Source organism: bacterium, from assembly GCA_014360495.1.
Classification (GTDB): Bacteria; Armatimonadota; JACIXR01; order JACIXR01; family JACIXR01; genus JACIXR01.
This window is the reverse complement of sequence record JACIXR010000003.1, coordinates 247,604-269,246: the sequence shown is the minus strand read 5'-3', so window position 1 is coordinate 269,246 and position 21,643 is coordinate 247,604. Positions and strand designations below refer to the sequence as shown.

Sequence of the window (21,643 nt, the reverse complement as noted above, 5' to 3'; positions counted from 1 at the left end):
CATATTGCCGACATCGGCAATCTGCCCACCCATATTATGCTCCTCTTCTTAACTCGCTACTGTCTGCCTGGTCCAAACTGACCACCGCCGGGTCCAAATTGACCGCCACCCATACGCGGCATCTCTGGGCGTGGCAGCTCGACTTTGTTTTTCTGCTGGAGCGTCTTGGCATCGAACTGGTAGAGAGTGCCCATCCAAACGATGTAAACATAGTCGGCATTAGCTGTCATCGCTGTCCCGCTGAGCATAGGCATCATCGGCATCCGGGGTTGCTGTTGGGCAGGTTGGGCGAGGGCATGGGTAATGGCGAGAACCCCGATGGCGAGGAGCACAGCCAACAAAGCTCCATAAACTGCCCAGCGCTTCATCTTCATCCCTCCTTTCTTTTAAGTTTTTTGATATATCATATATTTAGACGAAATGGACAATGATTTTGTTCACTTTCAAAAAATCTCGTATATGTGTCTCTCGTATCCCCTGAAGGAATCCCTCAAAACGCCATCTTCCACTTTTACCTCTCGTTCCTCAAACCACACTTTCCCTTTCTTTTGCCCTTTCAAGAAGGGCAAAAGAATCTTAACATCGCTCTGCGATTCCCTGCTTGCGTTTATGGAAATGAGGTAGTATTTGCCTTTATATTCTTTCAAGAGAATGTGGATGTTTTTGTTATTCACTTCTATCGTCTTATTGCTATCTGATGCGGTTAGAATGGGGGTTAATGCCTTTATCTCCTTTCCAATTCTTAGCATCGTTTCCCAGATGAGAGGATTTCGCCTTGCGTCTTCGTAGTTCCAATAGAGGATGCCATTCGCACCATGAGTAATGGCAAGATATGTCATAACATATTCCTCTCCCGGTGTTGCCTGGGCTGATGATTCAGTCACTATAAATACCGGTCTTTGCCATTTTACAGCTCTTCGCAAAACATCTGTAGCTTGCCCCACCCTTATAACCTCCCTATGGACATCCATTATAGGGTAGATATCGGTTGCGATTATATCCACTGTGTCCGCATATTGATAAATGTTGCTATCAGCCCAAGGCATTACTACTGTCCAAGTGGGATGATTGGGGTCAACTTTATGGATTAATCGGGTAGCTAAACGCATCTCTGGAGGTGGAACATTCCATTTTGAATGGTCTGGTTCATCGCAGGTATACCAGGCGAAAACGGCGGGATGGTCCATAAGGGGTTTTATGGCTTCCGGAACCTGCCAGGGGAGATGGGCTCTTAAAACTCCCTCTAAATTAACGGATACGAAAATACCGTTTTTCTCACAGCGGTCAAGAAAATCCCTCCCAGGTATGCCTGGTCCTGGGTCTCGGCAAATCAGATTAAAACCAGTGTCCTTTAAAGCCTCAGGCTCGGCGTTATAGAAGCCGAGGGGAAAGAAGGGTTTGCCATTTAAAAAGACGCGTCCCTCTTTAATTTCCACCTTGTTAGGTTTTCTCTTTAGGGTAATTTTCTCTTCTGTGGGCTTTTCTCCTTCCCTTATGAGCGAAACTCCATCTATGAATAGAGTGCCGTCTCCCACATTGAAGAAATACAGGGCAAGGGGACCAATCTCTTTGACGACCTTTACATCGTATTCATATTTAGTCCATTGAGAAGGAACATCAAATCTTTCGGAACGGGCATTTTCCGTTATAGCTTCATCAAGGCTGACTCCATCTTCCCGCATTTTGAGAAATATCCAGAACATCCGCACTCCTTCTCCCTTTCCTTTTGCATGAAAAGTTAGTTTATAGTTTCCTGGCTTCAAGGTGAAGAATGCGGAGGGCGATGTATAAATTCCACCCCTTCCTATCTTCTGGCATATTATCGCTGCTGATGCTCGACCGGAGAAGGCGTCTTCTCCTATACCGCTCCCGAAAATGTATTCGCCACCATCCCATTGCCCCCAGGAGCCCCAATAAAGAAGACCGAGCTCAAAATCTCCGTTCTTTATCATGTTCCCGGGTGTTTGGAGGAGGGGTTTAGGAGGTGTTTTGGGGATGAGCCAGCTGTCATCCTCTTCTCCGCTCACGAGGCGAATATTGTCAATAAAAAGCGTTCCGCTTGGCTCTTCAGAATAGAAAGTCAATTCCCTTATCTGGGAAATATTTAGGGAAGAACTCATCCCCCAGATTGAATATTCAACGACATTGAAGCCGGGACGAAGTAGATAATACCAGCAATTGTAGCGATTGCCAGCTTTGTCAAATATGCGCAAGTTAATCGTTATCGGCTTCCCCTCTCTATACACATCAAGCCTTAGCTTGTCAAAATCTTGAAAATTAAAGGGTTTTTCCTTTGCGGTGAGTGTGAAATAAGGGTTGTCTGACGAAAGCTCTATTTTAAGGCTTTTGTTTCCTTGTGTGGCATGCTCTGAAGAGATTTGGTGAGGTGCCCCGATTATGAACTGGAGTTCTTTTTCGTTTTCAAACGAAAAAAGGAGCTCGCTTTTCTTCGCTTCTTTATCCATCCCCAAAAGGAGGAAGGCGAAGACGAAAACCAGGGGAATCCATCTCATGTTGATGCTCACTAAATTTCTGCTCAGAGGTTCAGCTTACATTCTATAACCGTGAGGGAGTGGGCGGGAGCGGTATATTTGAAGGTAGGTGTAATGGTGATTTTGCCTTTTTCTTTGACTTCTACCTCATCGCTTTCTACATCCTTCCCATTAAGCTCCCAAACCTGTCCCTCCGCTTTCCCCTGCCAATCCCTAATCTTTATCTCGCAATCCCTGCTTTTCTCTTTATCTCTATTTAGGATGAAAATCGTCAATTTAGCCGAGCTTTTATCTAAAGTAGCGGAGACATCTACAAATGGAACCTGTATCTCTCCTCCCCAAGCACGGGATGTATAGCTTTCACCAACCACATCAACTCTCAAAGCGAGGGGACCGGCGTGTTGGCGGTAGAGTTGGAAGACGAAGTAGGAGGGAGTAGGTCTTTCGCCCTTTTCATCAGCGACTATCAAAGGTAAGACATTTACCAGTTGAGCAAGGCAGGCGATGTGGACATCCTTGCAGAGTCTGTGGAGGCCATTGAATATACCGGCGGAGAAGAGGGCGGAAACCAAACCATGGGGACGCCATAAATTCCACTCGTCAAAGGCAATCTTTATCCTGTTGTCTCCCGTTGCTGCGAGAATGGTCGCCGCTAATCTCTTGAGGCTTCTCTCGGCAGCCAGAGGGGAGGCAACTCTCTCGTAATAATCGGGATGGTCGTAATACTCGTGAAGAGAGATATAATCTATGTAGGGACCGGCGATTCTCAATACCTCCCAGTTCCATTGAGGGTCATCGCATCCCACCGCTATTGTCTTAATTGATGGGTCCACCCATTTCATCCTCTTTGAGAACTCCCTTGCGTTGAGGGCATAGGTATGGGCATCGGTGTGACCTATTTGCCAATCGCCATAGACCTCGTTTCCCAATCCCCAATATTTCACGCCGTAGGGCTGTTCGTTGCCATTTTTAACCCTTAAGTCGGCGTAATAGGATGCTCCCGCAGGGAGATTGCAATATTCAACCCAATTAGCTGCTTCCTCTGCTGTTCCAGAGCCCATATTGACACATATATAGGGTTCGCAATTGACCATTCTACAGAGCTTGATGAATTCATCTGTTCCAAAGGTGTTGGGGTCGGTGGTGCGCCAGGCGAGGTCGTATTTCTTTGGTCTATTTTCAATAGGTCCGATTCCATCCATCCAATGATAGCCGGAGGCGAAATTTCCCCCAGGCCAGCGCATTATGGGAGGATTCAGCCCCTTTATTAAATCTATGACCTTGTAGTTGAAATCGTTTCCCTTCCAAATCCCTCCATAGATGCATTTATCCAAGTGCTCAATGAAATGACCGTAGATGTTGGGGTTTATCTCCCCGATGATGTTCGTTAAATCAATCCTCACTTTCGTCTCATCTCCTTTCTGTGCAAATGATAATAGAATTGAGGAGAAAATAGCAAAGAGAATCTTTGAATAAGGTGGTCTAAACATACTATTTCACCTCCCTTTTTTCCTTTCCATTCTTTGTTTCAAAGCTTCTTCCTCGCTGTAAATGCATCCGCAATACTTTTGCCTGTATAGCCCGAGCTCCTTTGAAAGCCTTATTGATTCATAATAGCCGGGACGAAAGTCTCTGTAAAGAAATTTCACACCTGTCTCTTTCTCTAACTCTTCGCCTATCTTCCTTATCAGCTCCTGATTTTGATAGGGGCTTAAGAGGAGGGTGGTGGTGAAAATAGGAATTCCGTGTTCTTTTGCGTAATTGGCGGTTCCCTTCAGCCTGATGAAATAGCAGATTGGACAGCGGTTATCCTCTTGGAAAACAACCTCCCTGAGAAATTGGCGTAAACCGTAACCTTCATAAATCGCCTCTAATCCTTCTTTTTCCGCAAAAATCTTAACAGCCTCTTCTCTTAAAAGGAACTCACCATAAGGATGAATATTTGGATTAAAGAAATAGAGAACGGGTTCGTATCCTTCTTCTCTCAGGGTTTTAACCACATAGGTTGCACAGGGAGCACAGCAAGTATGAAGGAGGACCTTCATTTTGTTTCAAGGAATTTAGCCAATGCGAGGTCTCTTTTAGCGCTATCTATTAGTATATCAGAGAGCTGGAGCTTGTCATCTCCCAAGCCTTCCACATAGGAGTGGAGGGCTACAAAGGCACTTTGTATGCTTGTTATGGCAAATAGGCGGGATGAAAAAGATTTCTTGAAGTCCGAAGGAGGATTGATTTGCTCTATGGAGTTTTTCAATATCCCTATCTCGCTTTCCTCCTCGGTCAAAATCTCCGTTGCCTTTTCTCTCGTTATCTTCCCCGCAACTAACCCGTTTCTGACATTTGTCCAAGTTTTGAGCTTCTTATCAAGAAATTCATCAACGCAGTTCATAATCTTTATGTAGGCGCTATGCGTCATTTTATCCTTCGCAATTCCAATCCATTTCTTCAAGAGGGAAAGAGCTTCCTTGTATCTTTCCAAAGTAAGTGACAATTTGACAACAGTTTCAGCTTTCTCTAAGGAGGGCTCGTTGCTAAAAGAGGCTTTTAGATAAGCATATGCGCTTTGTAATTGTCCTCTACCCAAGTAGCTTTGCCCTAACTCCCAAAGCAATTGAGGGTCATCGGGGTAATCCCTCGCCAATTCTTGTAGCAATTGATTAGCCGCTTCAATATCGCCTTCTTCCCGCAGATATTGGGCTAGCAAGAGCTTCCCATCCTTGCTCTTGGGGAAAAAGTAGAGGAGAAGCCTGAGCTGGGCTATCGCGGCGCTGCTCAAATTCCTCCCCTTTAATGCCTTTGCCAATCCGATATATGCCCTTTCATCTCGCCTGTTCAAGCTCAAAGCAATTCTGAATTGTCTATCAGCTCGCCTGTAATCACCGATTTTTAAATAGCAGTTGCCCAAAGCCACATAAATTTCCTCGTTGCCGGGGTCTATGAGAGAGGCTTCATCTAATTTCGCTAGCGCCTCCGTTTCCTTTCCCACGGAGATGAGCTTCTCAGCTTCTTGCAACATATCTTTTGCCTTATTCTGCCTCTCTTCAGATATAGACCCTATCTCCCTTCCAATCAATCTATCTTGCAGGAAGTAGCAGGCACTGAGGATTGCCCTTTCCAATACCACTCTTTTCGCCGTATTCTCTTCCCCTTTTGCCTCTCCCTTCAATTTAAAGTTTTCCTTTTGCTTCGTTTTTACTTCTAATATGTTCACATCTATTTCAATGCTAGCCTGAGGAGGCGCATCTTTCTCCTCTATTTTCGTTATTTTACCCCATAAAACCATATCCACACCGAAGAGTTCCCCTATTTTTTGGGGGTTTTTCTCCGGATTTCTTGCCTCAATATCCTTTATAACCCCCTGGTCCACCGCTTGCGTAACCTGGGGAGAGTATTGATTGAAAAGGGTAACGGAAAACCATCCAGATGAAAGGAGGATTTGACGAATATTCTGGGTGGTGATATAAGCGGACTCTAAGCCACCCGCTTTTCCCCAAGGGGAAATAGGGATGAGTAAAAGGGAAACAGGCTCTTTTGCCAGTAGGGGGAGGGAGAAAAGTACGAGCAGAAGGGTTTTAAAGCCTTTCCTCACAGAAGCGCCTCCCTTCTTTCGCCAGTTCCAGAAGTTGACGGGAATATGGGTCGTTGCGACTGGATAAAAGGTTCTCGGCTGTCTCGAACTCTGCCTTCGCCTCCTCCAATTTGCCCAGCTCTTTCAGAGAAAGCGCCAAATAAAGGTGAACTTCTCCCTTCCTATCCGCTGGAGCAAGTGCAAGTGCTTGACGGAGGAGTTTCTCGCTTTCGTCAAAAGCCTTTTCGTTCATCTTCCGTATGCCCTGAGAAAAGAGCCCCTCAAAGGAAGGAGGAACTTTCTTAACGCTGACGATTATCTTGCTTTTCCTTTCGGATGGCAGGTTTGTTGGAGGCGGTGAGGTCGGCTGAATGATAATGTTAACTGGAGGATTATAGGGTTGGTTGGTGATTTGCTCCTGAGGAGGCGGAGGCGCAGTTGAGTTTGGGGATTTTCTCGTTGGGGAAGCGGAGGGACGAGGGGTGGTGAGTTGAGCTGGTAGATTAACAGTTTGGGGGATATTTGGTTGGGCGAGGACATTCTCGCTTTGGGGAAGATTCGGGTAGTAAGAGTAGGGCATCTCAAATTGATTATAGGGTGGATATTGCCATTGATTTGTCATCAGTTGATTGTTTAGAGAAGAAGGGATTTCTCTCTTCCTGGGGAGTGAGGTGATTATCAAGACTATGAATAGAACTCCCAGTAGAGCGAGGGCGGGGGGTAGGAGGGGAAGGCGAGAGGGAGTGAATTTCTCTCCCGTGAGAAGCTCAAGCTTCCTTTTCTCTGCCTCGCTTTCCGGGTCTATCTCCACGGCGCGGCGATAGTGGTAAATGGCGGAGGGATAATCCTTGGCTTCCTCATAGAGGGAGGCGAGAAGGGAATGGGCTGAAGCGTTATTAGGATAGCGATTCAGCACCTCCTTGAGAAACTCCGTTGCTTCATCTCTTCTCTCCTCGTCAATAAGCGTTATCGCCCTCTCCAAGCAGTCTTCTACGGGGGAGTTAATCTCTCCCCCGCAGAAGGGGCAGGAGAGCAGTCCTCTATCAATTTCCTTATCGCAGTGTGGGCAGTGCATTTCTCTCCAAAAAATGTTGGAAAAGGAGGTCAACCCTCCAGATATATCTCTTTCCCTCTGGCTTCTCCCTTAAGAGTTGGTAGCCGGAAAGTAGATAATCCTTGGGAATAGAGGATTTGCCATTTAAGATGAGGCTTTCTATTTCCTCTATGTCAAAGGCATAAGCGGAGATTTTCCTGGGATTTCTTTGTCTTATGTTTATGACGATTATAGCTAATCCACCATTTTCCTTTGCCTCTTTGAGGGCTTTTAGTTGATAGGGTTTGAATTTAACGAGAGGGAAGGAACTTTCTTTATTTGTATATTTCAATTCAATGGCGCAGAAGACGCCATCTTTGAGAAGGAAAAAGTCGTAGGGACGGGGAGTATAGAAACGAGTAAAACGATTGCGAGGTGGTGGCGAGGGAACCTTGTAATAATGGCAAAAGGACAGGGTTTTCAGAGAATAGAGAAACTCTTTCTCAAAGATATTCTTCATCTTAAGTTTATTATAACACGCTTTTTATTGATTTGTCTATAAAGTGTATAATTCCATAACATATAGGATTTATTAATGACAAAGGCGCGAATTTCTGAAAATCTCACGGATGAGCCTGCCCGCGGTGTGTGGTAATCTCGTATTTAATCGTAGCTAAGGAATGAAATTGCCAGACCCTCCTTTGTCGGACTCACATTCATGGGTATAGATTTTTCTATGAGCCATTGTTAATCTGATTCATCATTTTTCTTCATTTTTTCAAAGACCTTTATCCATACCAGCAACGACAAGAAGGTTCAGACCTCGCAATTTCGCCTTTTAAATCATTCGTAAAGGAGTATGGGCTTAATTGCTTTAGAAAAACTCTCCAATTTTTCTGACCAAGTCTCTAATATATTGGAGAAACTGCCGAATTTTTCAATTGTTTTTCTCACTTCGTCCGTTCCCGCAAGGAAATCAATAACATATTTCTCCTCGCTCTTTATCCATTCAAGCTTCTCTGGGTACATAACCTTTATAGTTTGCAGGATGAATATATAGAGGGTGAAAACATCCATCTTTGGGTCCAAAATGTGAACCTCTACGCCTTGACATAGCTCCCCTCTATATTTTGAGAAAGTGGGAACGAATCTCACTTCCCGAAAGAACACCCCCTCACTGTTTGAGTTAAGCTCCATTGCCAACTCATAGCCCCTTATCCAAGGAGCTCCCAATATTTTAAAGGGCTTTGTCGTGCCTCTACCCTCGGAAACATTGGTTCCCTCAAGAAGGCAAGCGCCTGGATAATGCCAAACATTTTCTAAATTGGGAAGATTCGGAGACGGATTTATCCAAATTAGACCCGTATCATCGTAGAACATTCGCCTTCTCCAACCTATCATAGGGATAACCAAAAGCTCCAAATCAACAGAATAAACCTCTCTCGCAAGTATAGCTAACTCGCCTGGTGTTAGTCCATGCCGATTGGGTATGGGGAGGGAACCTACTGGAGAACGGAATTTTATATCCAATACATTACCTTCTCGCTTACCGCCTATGGGATTTGGTCTATCTAAAACGATAAAGGGTATTCCTTTCTCAGAGGCGGAGTGCATAGCGAGAATCATGGTTGCGATGTATGTGGAGTATCTCGCTCCTATCTCGGGCAAATCATAGATGAGAACATCAACATTCTCAAGCATTTCCGGCGTTGGCTTCTTCGTATCACCATAAAGGCTATAAACTGGTATGCCGGTGGCTTCATCAATGGAAGAAGAAACTTTCTCTCCCGCCTGTGCTTCGCCGAACAAGCCATGTTCGGGCGTAAATACTGCCGAGACATGCATCCCCCTCTCCAAGAATGCCCACAAGGTGGGCATCAGAGTCGTCGTAACGCTTGCTTGATTTATTATCAAGCCAATTCTTTTTCCCTTCCACTTTTCCGCGTCCTCCTCAAGGAAAACATCCACTCCAAGTGCAACTTTCGGTCGGTGGCCGCGAGGTGCCAACTTTAATCACATCCTTTCCAGTAATAAAAGGCGAAATTCAAGGGGAGATAGAACGAGATTGGAGGGAGAGATTTTCTCTCCAGTTATGAGGTCAATAGCCCTATCTCCAGCCTTCCTTAATTTTATCATCACTTTTTCGTTTTTGTAATTGCAAATATTAACGAGGATTCCCTTCTTGCTGGGCGCGCATAGCCAGGCGACACCCCAGATTGGCTTGCCGCTATTATCAACGACTTCCACTAATGGTTCAACTCCCCAATCCTGTAACTTTGGGCGGAGGTTAACCCAGAGGTCAAGCCAAGTCGTCTGACCATAGCGGTAGGCTATTCTTTCACCCTCCAATCGCTCGCTTCTTTGCCGATTGTATTCGTTAAATTTCAGGAGTTCCCCTTCGCCGAGCAAAACGATTTTGCCCTTAAATTTCTTCAAACCTTCAAAGGCTTTATCCGATATATGAAGCATATCCGGAATAAAAATTATATTCGCTGAGGGAAGCTCTCCTCTTTCCAGTTGTCTTTCGCTGATGAATCCGATTTTAACACCCGAGAAGGTTAAGGCGGTGTAAAGCTTGCCGAGACAATCTGAATAACGACCCATATCCCAGACTTTCGCCGAATTGCTCATAATGATAAAGACTTTTGGCTTGATGTTCTGAATATCTCGGACATACTCGGCGAGGCGATTCAAGTCGTGATTCACTATTCCCACAGCCTCGGCACATAAAGGGCGATGCATAATGCTACCAGCGAAATCGCTTCTTGGGTCAAATGTTCTCTCCCAGACCCAAATCGTCGTTGCAGATTGTCCGTAGATTGCCTCCTGCCAAAGAGCGCATCTTATGTGCTCGGGCGGCACATAGCGGGTTTCCCTATCAGGGATTATGTGGTTCTCGCTATTAAATATGGGTACATTCTTCATAGAGCGCTGGAGGTCGTAGGGAAGGAGGTTGCCAATCCATCCCTGAGCGAATTCCCCCTGAGAGTGGGAATAGAAATTGACGCTGTCGTTCCCGTTTATCTGGCTGAAATGGGAGAATAGCTCTGCATCCACGCCATAGCGAACATCCACATCGTTAACCAATGTCCAGGTCATGGCTTTGGCGTGGACAGGCAAATCGGGGGCTATTTTGTGAATGGCATCAGCTAACATCTTATGCCAGCCGGCAAACCATTCTTGGTTGAATAAAACATAATCCATACCTATGGGGGTTTGGAGATTGAAATCTGGAGAGAATGGATTTGGCAAGGGTATTTCCTCAAAAGAGGAATAGTTTGCGTTCCAGCGTTTATTCAAAGTTGCAATATCTTTATGTTTATTCACCAGCCAGTTATGCCAGTCCCTAATCGCATACTCGCAGGGCTCCTCCAGATTGACGGGCTCGTTTGTGAGGCAAATGCTGTGCAGGGCAGGGTGGTTCTTTAAGGGAGGAATTATCGTCTCAATATAGCGAAGAAGGAGCTCCTTGCTTTCGGGAGCGTGTAAACAATATTGTAAGAACCCACTTCTTCTTTTCCGCAATTCGGGATATTTTTCCAACATCCATCCGGGGAAATAATGGGGGCTGATGAGAAGATTGACCGCCACTCCCGCCTTTTTAGCCCTATCCAAGACCGCCAGGGTTTCCTTTATTGGGGCATCGGAAACCTCGTTTTCCCTTGGAAAGATGCTGCTTGGACCAAATTCTATTTGGATTATGTTTATCCCGTAGTTGGGAAACTTCTCAATGTCCGCTCTAACTTGCCCAAAGGCTCCGTAGCCGGTGAAGAAAACCGGTCTTCTCTGGATGGATTTAGAACCGGTAATTCTCGTGGCAGCGACGAAAGAACTCCCCTCTATTTTCGGTCTTTCCTCTCCCGTCCAGCGAGGGACTTTCGGGAAACGAAGCCTTCCTTTTTCTGCCTCGGATAGCTGATTCCTCAATCTCTCGCTCATCTTCTCCATATCATCTATCGCATAAAGAAGCCTCTTTAAAACCCATTCAACTTTGTTTTGGTTATAATAATTCAAGTCATCCCATGCGTATTTAGTGAAATTCTCAAGAACAGTGTAGGTTACAAGTGGATAAGATATATCCTCTCCCTTGGATTTCAGTCTCTCAAGCGATTGCTTGAAGTTGGGAAGCATTTCCTCAACCTTCTTCAATCGGGATTCAGCATTGGAAGAGGAAATGAATGAGAGGGGGAACTCGGAAGCGGTCAGCGTTTTATCTCCCTCCAAGAAGCCGATACGCAAACTTTTCCTCCCACTCACTCCCTGGGCATTTCCCGATAGAGTAAGAAGAGAGGTCCCTTGGGGGATGGTGATTTCCTGTTTGAATAAAGGAGAATCTCCCATCTCCACAAAAAGGAAAGATTGCTTATCATCTGGTGAATAAACGATAAAAGGAAGGGAGAATTCACCATCGCCAGAGATATCCTTGGAGGTATCAAAGGCAGGCTCAATACCGAGCTCGCTGATTTGAGATGCGGGAGTTGGTTGTTCTCCCTCCTCCAATTTCACATCATCCACCCAGAATCCTTCCGTTGGGCTATCGGTGTTAATGCGGAGAATGAAATCGCTATCCGCTTCAGAGGGCGTGAAGGTCATCCAGATTCTCTTCCATTCACCATTTGTGCTGGAGGGTAGATAGAGGCGAATTTGCCAGTTATGTCCTCCTCCCAGCCATGCAACCCCTGGGTTATCGGATAGGACATAGGCGCTCAAGGTATATGTTTTCCCAGGGGTCAGGCGGATAGGCTGGGAAGTCCAAATCGTGCCATAGATGTGGGCGCCGAAGGGTGTCCCATTAGTGAACTTGAGGGAGAACTTTCCGCTATGAGAACGGCTGTCGTCCATCTCGCAGGTTGCATTAGTGTTTCGCTTATCCCAAATCCATCCAACGGGGATTTTCGTTCCCGGTTGAGCTTCTTCAAAGCTCGGGTTCGGAACGAGATTTTCCCTTACTTGAATTTTCTCCAGTTTGTAGGAAAGAATTCTCAACTCGCTACCGAAGCCTAAAAGATAGAAAAAGGGGAGCAAAATCATAATTTTCTTCATTTCAATTCAGCTCCTTCTTTTAATGTGAGGTCGTAGAAATCGGTGGGATTTTTCTCCAAGCCGATGCCTCTGCCCCATTCCATCCATCCCTTCCTCCCGTTCCCATCGTTATCGTTCACAAGGAAAGAGAAGCCGATGGTTAGCCCACTTGTTGGTTTAATCCCCAGTTCCTTCCAGGGAATGGCGAAAAGATAGACGGCTCTGTTCCCCTCAATCACCATCGTTCCCTTCGTCTCTATTACTCCTTCCTTCAAATCCATACCGAAAGCTCTTCTAAACACGATGTCCTTTCCGTTTGACTTTCCTATATCTATCTGAACGAAAGGCTCATCCTTCATATGCTCGCCTTTGGGAGCGATAGCGAATTGGACACTATCCCCTTGCCAAATACCCTCAGGAGGGTAATTGTTGAAAAACACATCATCAATGACGGCAAGCTTAATGTAGAAGTTCTCCTCATCCCACAGGAACTTTCCTTCTACCCAGAGGTCATTTTGCCCTTTCCAATCCTGGTTTAGCTTCTGATAAAAATCCTTTTTATCAAGCACTATTCCCGTGATTTTCTCCCATTGGGGATTGGAGGGGTCGAGGGGATTGCTCTCTGCTTTCTCAATCGTGAAGAACGAAACCTTTCTTTGATAATGCATAGCTACGCTGTTCTTATCCTTCAGATTAACGCTTATATTGAAAGCCGATGGAACATCCGAAAGGTCAAGGAACAGGGGAACGCTCTGAGTTGATTCCTCGCCAGGCTTCATTATAGGGAAGTAGGCGGAGAGATATTTCAAGATAGCCGATGGGGTTTGCAATGAGGCTACAAGTCCTTCCGCTTTATTTTTCTTGTATAGATTTTTCACCTTTATCTTCAGGCTTTGCTCAAGAGGGGAGGGGATGAGCCAAAGTCTGTAAGGAGAGATAACGGTTAGCTTCTTGCTAAGCTTAAAGGTCTGTCCGCCGACCTTTATATTTGCTATTACTTCATAATTCCCAAACGGAACTGCCTTGACCAAGAAATTGAAGCTCTTTTTCCATTCGCCCTTCTTGAGATTAGCACTCCAAGAAGAAGGCGAGACCTCAATTCCTTTGGGTGTTGTGAAGGAAACGGAAATTTTGAGAGGTGAGCTTAACTTGATTATCAGAGCATCGGAAGTCGGTTCAAGTGGCATAAGCTCAATAGCGCTCTTTTCCCAGCGAAATGCTACGCTGGGTAAGTTATCGCCCTTACATATGAGGAAGACGGGGCTAGGGGAAAGTTTTACCTTAAATAGTCCATCGGAGGAAACCGGCTTTTCGTTCCCCATCAAATCCACTAATCTCCCTTTCCCCTTCCAATTAAATGCGACCTCCTTTTCCTCCATAGCCCACATGACTATTGTTTCCTCTTTGTTTTTTGATTGAAAGACATAGGCGTAACAATCCTCTGGCATATCCAGTTTCTTGAGAAATTTTTTCCCTTCCAAGAGGCGAGTCATTGTTGATAGTGAGACATAGCAGGGTTTGGGTATATCTCCCATATAAACAATCCCGAAGTTATGCTCATTGTAATATGGGTCAGGACCGTTCTGGTAATCATACCAGAATATCTTCTCTACGCCCGCTCCCAAGGCAATCACGAAAGCCCTCACAATATAATTAGCTTGAGTAATTATATCAACTCCGTTTGGAGCGATGTGGTTAGGCCAGCCGTATTCCGTTATCCAAATTGGCTTTTTCTCGTCTCCGTATTTCCTCATAAGCTCCCTGCAGGCATTAATCTGCCCCTCTAGGAATTTCTCCGGTGGCGTTGGATAGCCATAGGGATGGATGTTAACAATATCAAAGGGAACATTTCTCTTGTAAAGCTCCTCAATGTAGCGGAGGTCTGTGCCCGCTGTTCCTCCCATGGCCACTTTTGCTTCTCTATCTACCTCCTTTATCGCTTTATAAGTTTCCCTCAAAAGTTCGGCGTATTCATCCAAAGTTCCCGTCCAAAAACCTATGTTAGGCTCGTTCCAAACCTCCCAGAATTTAACGAAATCCTTGTATTTTCTCACAGATTCCTTTACATACGGAATCCAGTTATTCAAATCGGGAACCGTCCCACTTCCATTTTCTGACTTCTTGCTTCCCCAAGAGGAATTGTAGCAGAGGATAGGGAGAGGATAGACAGAGTGCTTTTTCGCATTTGCAAAGACCTCATCAAAGGTCTTCCAATTGAATTTATCCTTCTCGGGCTCGTTAATCTCCCAGAGGAAATCCATCCTACACCATCTTATCCCCGCCCTCTCCATCATATAGAGCTCTCGTTCGTTGGGGATGTGACCATTTATTCCAAAAGGAGAGGTGATATCCAACTTACCTTTGCGAAAAGGAGGGAGGACGCTCAAAACAATCTGTTTTTCCCAACTTCCACCTTTCTCCTTCGCATTTACAATATAGCTACCGAGTTTATGTAAGGGAATTTTAAGAGAAGAGCTCCTCAAAGATTGGGGAGGGACGCTCAAATTAACATCCTTCAACAATATCGGAGTCTTGAAGAAATCCCTTGCCTCAATGGTTAGAGAAATATTCCTTGTCTCTTCACCCCTATTTAAGGCTATTAAAGAAAGAACAGCGGATTCGCCAGACTTATAAATCATTTGGGGTTTATCAGCTTTGATATCTATTAGGAAGAGCTCTTCAGCCTTTACATCTTCCGTCTGGATATAAAAATCGCCAAGATAGATTTCCCCTTTCAAGGGTAGGGAGTTGGAGTTTTTGTCTATTATCAATTGGGAGAGACGGATTGGATAATCTATTTTATGGTCGTTATTTCCACCCCAAGAGAAGGTCGCCTGCTCGGTTAGTTGGAGGTTTACTTCTTTCCATCCTTTCCAATTTATTGCTCCAATGCCACCCTGAAAGACCTCTCCCGTTTTATCAACGAAGCGATAAGCAAATGTATGTTGGGAAGCATCGCCATAAATGGGGATGATGAGAGCTATGGGCTTACCGGGCAGGGGGATGGCGCAGTTTATGGGGGCGTAAACATAGCCTATTTCCTCTCCCGTGCTGGAGAAATCATAGGAGAATTTCCCCACGGGCTTGCCGTTATAGGATGGCTTTGAAACGATGGAGAAGTTCCCTTTCCCACCCCTATCGCCTCTACCTTCCGAAAAAGAGAAGAAAGGGTGCTCAAAATTGAACAATAAAAACCTGCGCGATTCTCCGCTGAACAGGGAAAAGGAAAGGAGAATCAAGAGGATAGGGACAAATCTTCTCATATAAAACCCTCCTTTTTCTGAGTGCTTTTGAACGAGCATTAAAAATTATCAAGGTTTAAAAGGGGTATGTCAATTAGTGTATAAACCTATGACGAATTTCAATATCAACAATAGTTGCGAGCCCGCCGAAGGCGAGTTCGCAATGAAATGACAAGCCGTCATGTTGTCATTGCTGGCATGGGTAAAAGTTATTGAAAAATAAATAAAAATGATGAATCAGAATGTCTCATATAAAAATCTATATCCAAAGACGCGAGACCGACAAAGGATGACTTGCCAATTTCATTCCTGCCATGATTAAATACGAGATTCCCACGCCTTCTGCTTCGCAGAAGACTCGCAATGACAGTGGGGTTCTTATCCCCCTACGGAAGGAATTGTAACTAAAACCTATACCCCTAAATGTGAGGAGCGGAACGAAGAGGCAATCTATTCGGGATGATACGACCTATCGCCAGATAGTAGGTATTGCCATTACGGAGCAAAAGTAGGGAGCAAATCACTATGGGCTTCGTAGAGGGCATCAAAGACTAACTCCGCTGTGCGGGCGTTAGGGATTACGGGGTCTATGAGCAGAGCTTGAATTGCCAATTTCCTTGAACCCGTTACTGCGGACTCAACAATCAATTCCTGGATGTCCATCTGCCTCTGGCAGAGGCTTGCTATCGCCCTGGGAAGCTTCCCGATATTCAACCCTTCGGGACCATCTCTCCCCACAACCGTAGGCACCTCAACTATGCCATCTGGGAGGTTGTCAATGAACCCTTTGTTGGGGATGTTAACAGCTATCTCAAATTCCCTTTTATCCTCAACTATTGCCTCAACAATATCAATCGCCCTCTCGCCAGACCTATGCTGGAGCAGAACACTTGGGCTCTCTTCCCCAGCGATTATTTTATTTATCAGGGAGTTTAGCCTTTTCCTTCCCTCCTCGTCTCCCTCAAAGTTGAAACGCCAGAATGTATCCCTTGTCTCCTCCCAAGGGTAGCATTCCTCAACCAAGGAGTTAGGTAAATATTCTCCTATGTGGTTATCGCCGGGCGATGGATATAGTCCGAGCTTTTGGAAGAGGAGGTATGATAAAGGTTGAGGAGGGTGGGGGAGTTGGGAAAGTTTCTCTTTCAATAGGGGGTAGGCGTCCTTATTGTTTTCCTTAAAGCGAAGCTCCAGAATCCAGGTGAAGTGATTGAAGCCACCGGCGATAGCGGAAAGTGACTCATAGGGAACGCCCATAACATCGGAGAGCTGATAGAGGACCCCGCGTAATCCGTGGCAGAGTCCAATTGCTTTAATTTTACTGTAGCGATAGATAGCGAGCATATTACAGTGGAGGGGATTGGAGAAATTTATTAGCCAAGCGTTTGGGCATTTCTCCTCCATAGACTTTGCGATATCCAAGAGGATGGGGATAGTACGGAAGGCGTGGAACATACCGCCTGGTCCGCCGTTTTCTCCCAGCACCTGCTTGACGCCGAATTTTTGGGGAATTTCCCAATCTTTTTTCCAAGATTCTATTCTCCTTTTCTCAACAGAAGTAATCACGAAATCGGCGCCATCAATAGAGGTTTTATAATCGGTTGTGGAAGTTATTTTGCACTGAAAGTTGACTGTTTCCTTGAGGCGTTTTGCGAGCTCACTCATAAGATTCAATTTCTCCTCATTGATATCACAGAGAACGAGCTCAGCATTTCTCATTAATGGCGATTGAAAGAAATCGGAAAGCGTGCTCAACCCAAACGACGCGCTTCCCGCTCCAATAACAACGATTTTCAGCTTCTTATCTTTCATTTACAATCCTCCTCCTTTTTAAACTGGCACTAAGTCGCAGAAATAGAAGCGGTTTTCACGGAAAACGATTTCGCCTTTCTGGAAGGCAATCGCACTTTTGAAGAGTGGTCCTGAGTAGACGAAGGTATGGAATTCGCCGTTCTCTCCCGAGGGGTCTATGTCGGAGGGTAGGGAGGAGAGGAAATCCTCGTCAAATTCCCTTCCCACAAGTTCACCCGCTAATCTCTCTCCATCTACGCAGGTTATCACTGCCTTGAAACCCAATTTGATGAATCTCCTCGCCAGCTCTCCGCTATCCCTTCCCCAGATTGGAAATTCCCCTTCCATCCCCACCTTCGCAAGATTCCTTTCTCTATACTCCCTCACATCTTGAAGAAAGATGTCGCCGAAGGCGACTTTTCTAATTCCCTTTTCCTTGAAGAAAATCATCTTCTCTCCCATCCGCCTTTCGTATTCCTCGTTCGTGCAATTTTGGGGTATGAAAACTATGTCAAGAGGGAAGCCAAGAGCGCTCGCCTGCCTCTCCAGCAGCTCTCTTCTCACTCCGTGCATACTCACTCTGTCATAACCTTCCGTAATCGTTGATAGAAGGGCTACGATATCGTATTCTCCCTCTTGGACGAGCTCGTAGAGGGCTAAGGTGGAATCCTTGCCCCCGCTCCAAGCGAGGACTATCCTCTCTTTCATTGGATTTGTTCCATCAGCTTGAGGAAACGCTCGTATGCTATGTCCCAATCGCTGGTATGGACTGGTTCATAGGGTTTGACCTCAAATGAGTTCCTCACTATCGTCCTCATTTCCTCGTGGGACTTGATGTAGCCAAGGGCAAGGGCTTGGACCAGGGCGTTGCCGGTAGCCGTGGCTTCCACTGGTCCTGCATAGACGAGCCTGTTCGTGGCATTGGCAATCAGCTGGCAGAGCAAAGTGTTCTGGGAGCCGCCGCCAAAGATATGGATTCTGTTCAATCTCCTTCCCAGCATATCCTCCAGCTTCTCCAACACCCATTTGCATTTCAGGGCAAGGCTCTCCAATACGCAGCGCACAAGCTCTCCCTTCGTTTGGGGAGGTTCCTGACCCGTCTTCTTGCAGTATTCTGCTATGCGGGCGGGCATATCTCCCGGCGGAAGGAAGACGGGATTGTCGGGCTCTATTATAGCCGAGAAGGGACGAGCTTCCTCCGCCATCTTCGTCAATTCGCCATAGGTATATTCCTCCCCTCTGCTCGCCCAAGTTCTTCTTGATTCCTGAATCAGCCAGAGCCCCATAATATTCTTGAGGAAGCGAAAGGTTCCACCCACGCCTCCCTCGTTTGTGAAGTTCAATTCAAAGCTCTTTTGATTTATTATGGGCTCCTTTACCTCTACCCCCATAAGCATCCATGTGCCAGAGCTTATATAAGCCCAATCGTCGCCCTCTCCAGGAGCGGCTGCGACTGCGGAGCCCGTATCGTGGCAGGCGACCGCGACAACAGGAACGCCCTTCAAACCTACTTCTTCGCTAACGGAGGGAAGAAGCTCTCCTAAAACCGTTCCTGAGGGGACGATTTTTTGGAGGAAATGGCTCGGTATATCCATCCTCTCAAGGAGCTCTCTATCCCAATCTCCCTTGATTGGATTATAGAACTGGGAGGTAGTGGCTTCGCTGAACTCGTTTGCCTTTACGCCCGTCAACCAGAAGTTGAAGAGGTCGGGCATCATAAGGAATGTCTCAGCGATATCAAGGATAGGAGAGTTCTCCACCCTCATCGCCAATAGTTGGTAGAGGGTGTTGAGCTGGATGAATTGGATTCCCGTGCGGAAATAGATTTCCTCTTTTGGAACTCGGTTGAATGCTTCTTCAAGCATTCCATTGGTGCGTTTATCCCTATAGTGATAGGGATTGGAGAGGAGAACATCTCCTCTACCGAGGAGGGCGAAATCCACGCCCCAGGTATCAACTCCGATACCGCTTAATCCTCCATATTTTTGACCAGCAAGTTTTATGCTCGTTTTCACTTCCTCCCAAAGGCGAAGGACATCCCAGAAGAGGCTATCTCCAACCCTCACAGGACCGTTGGGGAAGCGGTGGATTTCCTCAAGCCTAAACTTTCCCTCCTCAAGGAAACCGAGCATACCTCTTCCGCTTTCCGCTCCTAAATCAAGGGCGAGAAATGGATACATAGCCAACACCTCCAGAGATTTGTTAGAAAATATATAAAAGAAAAGCTGGTTTAAATCAAGGGATTTTAAAAACCTTTAGTACAGAATGACATCATTGGCGATACCTTAATAAGTTCATAACTACTGAAAGCAGGATTCTGAAAGACGAAATCGTCTCAGAATGGTGAGCCCTTGGAAAAATGTTATGTAAAACGCTTATAGATTTGCTCCACACCCTCTATGAAGGGTATTTAACTTTTTTGCCGGCTTAGATTTCCACCGAAGCAACCGTTGTTCTTAAGAACACCTAAAAATTAGGGTGTGTTCAAACGGATAACGGAGGTGAATACTCCATTGGGCTGTATAGTCAAAGCAATATGAGAGAGCTCCTGGGGAGTCTCAAATGTTATGGAATTATACATCAGCGGATTCGCCGTGCTTCGGGAAAAACGCTGCGGAAAAGTTTACCTTCCTCGCTTTCCTGCCTTTTGCTTCTCTCTTTTCTCTCCGCCTTTCTTCTCTCTTCCTCCACCTTGCCCTCTTCGCCCTTCTCTTCTTCCTCCTCTACAAGCACAGCCTTTATCTTCTGCGAGAAGCCAGGAAATACAGTCCGCAAAATAACCAATAACTTTTCTTGCTTCTCTCCGTTTCTTTCCAAGTTCTTCTTCAAAAACTCCTTGCTTTTAGGGAAGCCTATTGTGAAGAACTTATCGTCTATGGAAATAGGCTTTACTTGACTCAAGATGACGCCCAACTGCGTATGCTCTTCCTCCGCCATCGCTGTATCCACTACCTCATCCCACTTTTGCTTTATCGTCTCAATATCTATACTTTCAACTACCTTTGGTGCTGGAACTTCCTCAAGCTCTTCTTTTTCCTCTTTTTCCAGCGCTACACCTTCGCTTACGCCTTCCTCTTCCGCACCTATTCGCTCTTCTTCCCCCAATTCTTCCTCCGATACCTCCTCAGTGGAGACCTCTTCAGGGGGAACTTCCTCAGCCTCCTCTTCCACAGCCAACCTCCCTTCTTTGATTTCCTCCCACTTCCCACCTATCTGGATGAGCCTTACCAAGAGCATCTCCAAAGGGAGGCGAGGAGAGGGGGAAAGCCTGAGCCAGCTCTCGCTTGAAAAACATTCCTCCAACATTTTAATGAGAACATCTGGGGAGAAATAGCTTGCTTCCCTTCGCAGTTGGCTTCTCTTCTCGGTCTCCAAAAGGGATTCCGCTCTCATATTTATCAAAAGAAGTTCCCTCAAGCGATTGGTGAGAGCTTTCAAGAACTCTTTCGGGTCCCTTCCCTTATTTAGCACTTCCTCAATTATTTTTACTCCCTCCGCGAACCTTCCTTCGGCAACGGCACGAAGGAAACGAGACAGCGTTTCCGCCTCAACAATCCCCAATACCTCTTCCACATCCTGAACATCTATCTTCTTATTCTGGGTATACGCCCACACCTGTTCCAGAAGTGACAAAGCGTCTCGCCAGCTTCCCTCTGCTTGCTCGGCGAGGAGGGAGAGGGCGGAATCCTCAATTTCTATGCCCTCTCCCTTACATACCCTATTAAGGTAATCCTTTATTTCCTTATCGCTTCCTCGTCGGAAATCAAATCTCTGACAGCGGGAAACAATCGTGGGAGGCACCTTGTTCGGTTCCGTTGTGGCGAGAACGAAAATGACGTTGGGAGGAGGTTCCTCTATCGTCTTTAAGAGGGCGTCAAAGGCGGAACGGGAGAGCCTGTGAACTTCGTCTATTATGTAAAACTTGTAGCGCGCATGGGCGGGAGCGAGCTTGACAGTTTCCCTTAGTTCCCTTACATCATCAACGCTTGTGCTTGAAGCAGCGTCCATCTCTATTACATCCATCGTTGCCCTTCCCTCGTGGATTGCTCTACACATCTCGCATTTACCACAGGGCTCGGGAGCAGGACCTTGCTCGCAATTAAGTGCCATAGCTAAAAGGCGAGCAGTGGTAGTCTTTCCGCTCCCTCTTGGACCACAGAAGAGATAGGCGTGAGCGATGTTCCCGCTCGCTACGGCGTTTTTCAGCGTTTGAACTATGTGTCTCTGCCCAACTACTTCCTCAAATCTTTTTGGGCGATACTTCGTGTAAAGTGCCTTGTGCTTTTCTTCTTTTTCCTTTTGATTATCTGCCTCTATCTATGATCAACCTCCCTCCGATGGCGACATTCTCGGGGAGATTCTCCCTTATGGTGACTATTATCGCTTCCTTTGGCAAGCCAAAAGCCTCAGCTGCCGCATCCGTTATCGCAGCGACCAATTTCCTTTTCTTATCCAAATCCTTTATAGGTGGACCCTCTATGTAGATATTCGGCACTCG

Annotated in this window: 15 protein-coding genes; all 15 read right to left on the bottom strand. The window is 46.0% G+C overall.

Going from position 1 to position 21,643, the window contains the following annotated elements; translation table 11 throughout:
* Positions 1-56: 56 nt before the first annotated feature.
* The gene (locus H5T88_03940; protein MBC7329490.1) at positions 57-374 is read right to left on the bottom strand and encodes a hypothetical protein; all 318 of its coding nucleotides are present in this window, start codon (positions 372-374) and stop codon (positions 57-59) included.
* 69 nt (positions 375-443) lie between these two features.
* Entirely contained in the window at positions 444-2,513 is a 2,070-nt protein-coding gene (locus tag H5T88_03935) for a beta-galactosidase (GenBank protein ID MBC7329489.1), read from the bottom strand.
* A 23-nt stretch (positions 2,514-2,536) separates the two neighbouring features.
* A complete protein-coding gene (locus H5T88_03930) occupies positions 2,537-3,982 on the bottom strand; it encodes an alpha-N-arabinofuranosidase (protein ID MBC7329488.1) in 1,446 nt (481 codons plus the stop codon).
* Between the two features lie 6 nt (positions 3,983-3,988).
* Complete coding sequence (locus tag H5T88_03925; protein MBC7329487.1) at positions 3,989-4,537, bottom strand: epoxyqueuosine reductase QueH; 549 nt, start codon at positions 4,535-4,537, stop codon at positions 3,989-3,991.
* Positions 4,534-6,081 carry a tetratricopeptide repeat protein gene (locus H5T88_03920; GenBank protein MBC7329486.1) on the bottom strand — a complete coding sequence of 516 codons (1,548 nt, stop codon included), beginning with the start codon at positions 6,079-6,081 and terminating at the stop codon, positions 4,534-4,536. The genes H5T88_03925 and H5T88_03920 overlap by 4 nt, the downstream gene beginning before the upstream one ends.
* The gene (locus H5T88_03915; GenBank protein MBC7329485.1) at positions 6,065-7,135 is read right to left on the bottom strand and encodes a tetratricopeptide repeat protein; all 1,071 of its coding nucleotides are present in this window, start codon (positions 7,133-7,135) and stop codon (positions 6,065-6,067) included. The genes H5T88_03920 and H5T88_03915 overlap by 17 nt, the downstream gene beginning before the upstream one ends.
* Positions 7,113-7,613 (bottom strand): Holliday junction resolvase RecU, encoded by a 501-nt coding sequence (locus H5T88_03910; protein MBC7329484.1) that lies wholly within the window; start codon positions 7,611-7,613, stop codon positions 7,113-7,115. The genes H5T88_03915 and H5T88_03910 overlap by 23 nt, the downstream gene beginning before the upstream one ends.
* A gap of 323 nt (positions 7,614-7,936) precedes the next feature.
* Entirely contained in the window at positions 7,937-9,100 is a 1,164-nt protein-coding gene (locus H5T88_03905) for a DUF1343 domain-containing protein (protein ID MBC7329483.1), read from the bottom strand.
* 6 nt (positions 9,101-9,106) lie between these two features.
* Positions 9,107-12,136 carry a beta-galactosidase gene (locus H5T88_03900; protein ID MBC7329482.1) on the bottom strand — a complete coding sequence of 1,010 codons (3,030 nt, stop codon included), beginning with the start codon at positions 12,134-12,136 and terminating at the stop codon, positions 9,107-9,109.
* Entirely contained in the window at positions 12,133-15,378 is a 3,246-nt protein-coding gene (locus tag H5T88_03895; protein MBC7329481.1) for a beta-galactosidase, read from the bottom strand. The genes H5T88_03900 and H5T88_03895 overlap by 4 nt, the downstream gene beginning before the upstream one ends.
* 474 nt (positions 15,379-15,852) lie before the next feature.
* On the bottom strand, positions 15,853-17,166 hold the full coding sequence (locus tag H5T88_03890; protein MBC7329480.1) for an alpha-glucosidase/alpha-galactosidase: 1,314 nt from the start codon (positions 17,164-17,166) through the stop codon (positions 15,853-15,855).
* Positions 17,167-17,184: 18 nt separating this feature from the next.
* Positions 17,185-17,853 (bottom strand): adenine nucleotide alpha hydrolase, encoded by a 669-nt coding sequence (locus H5T88_03885; GenBank protein ID MBC7329479.1) that lies wholly within the window; start codon positions 17,851-17,853, stop codon positions 17,185-17,187.
* Positions 17,850-19,325, bottom strand: coding sequence for a rhamnulokinase (locus H5T88_03880; GenBank protein ID MBC7329478.1), 1,476 nt, complete (start codon positions 19,323-19,325; stop codon positions 17,850-17,852). Before H5T88_03880 ends, H5T88_03885 begins: the two co-directional genes overlap by 4 nt.
* Before the next feature lie 400 nt (positions 19,326-19,725).
* Positions 19,726-21,462: a DNA polymerase III subunit gamma/tau gene (gene dnaX, locus H5T88_03875; GenBank protein MBC7329477.1), complete on the bottom strand. Its 1,737-nt coding sequence runs from the start codon at positions 21,460-21,462 to the stop codon at positions 19,726-19,728.
* A complete protein-coding gene (locus tag H5T88_03870; GenBank protein MBC7329476.1) occupies positions 21,449-21,640 on the bottom strand; it encodes a tautomerase family protein in 192 nt (63 codons plus the stop codon). The genes dnaX and H5T88_03870 overlap by 14 nt, the downstream gene beginning before the upstream one ends.
* Positions 21,641-21,643: the final 3 nt, after the last annotated feature.

Coding starts and splice junctions, on each gene's coding strand:
- H5T88_03910 (MBC7329484.1), bottom strand. CDS start 7,613: ATGAAGAATATCTTTGAGAAAGAGTTTCTCTATTCTCTGAAAACCCTG.
- H5T88_03915 (MBC7329485.1), bottom strand. CDS start 7,135: ATGCACTGCCCACACTGCGATAAGGAAATTGATAGAGGACTGCTCTCC.
- H5T88_03880 (MBC7329478.1), bottom strand. CDS start 19,325: ATGTATCCATTTCTCGCCCTTGATTTAGGAGCGGAAAGCGGAAGAGGT.
- H5T88_03900 (MBC7329482.1), bottom strand. CDS start 12,136: ATGAAGAAAATTATGATTTTGCTCCCCTTTTTCTATCTTTTAGGCTTC.
- H5T88_03890 (MBC7329480.1), bottom strand. CDS start 17,166: ATGAAAGATAAGAAGCTGAAAATCGTTGTTATTGGAGCGGGAAGCGCG.
- H5T88_03935 (MBC7329489.1), bottom strand. CDS start 2,513: ATGAGATGGATTCCCCTGGTTTTCGTCTTCGCCTTCCTCCTTTTGGGG.
- H5T88_03940 (MBC7329490.1), bottom strand. CDS start 374: ATGAAGATGAAGCGCTGGGCAGTTTATGGAGCTTTGTTGGCTGTGCTC.
- H5T88_03930 (MBC7329488.1), bottom strand. CDS start 3,982: ATGTTTAGACCACCTTATTCAAAGATTCTCTTTGCTATTTTCTCCTCA.
- H5T88_03895 (MBC7329481.1), bottom strand. CDS start 15,378: ATGAGAAGATTTGTCCCTATCCTCTTGATTCTCCTTTCCTTTTCCCTG.
- H5T88_03885 (MBC7329479.1), bottom strand. CDS start 17,853: ATGAAAGAGAGGATAGTCCTCGCTTGGAGCGGGGGCAAGGATTCCACC.
- H5T88_03925 (MBC7329487.1), bottom strand. CDS start 4,537: ATGAAGGTCCTCCTTCATACTTGCTGTGCTCCCTGTGCAACCTATGTG.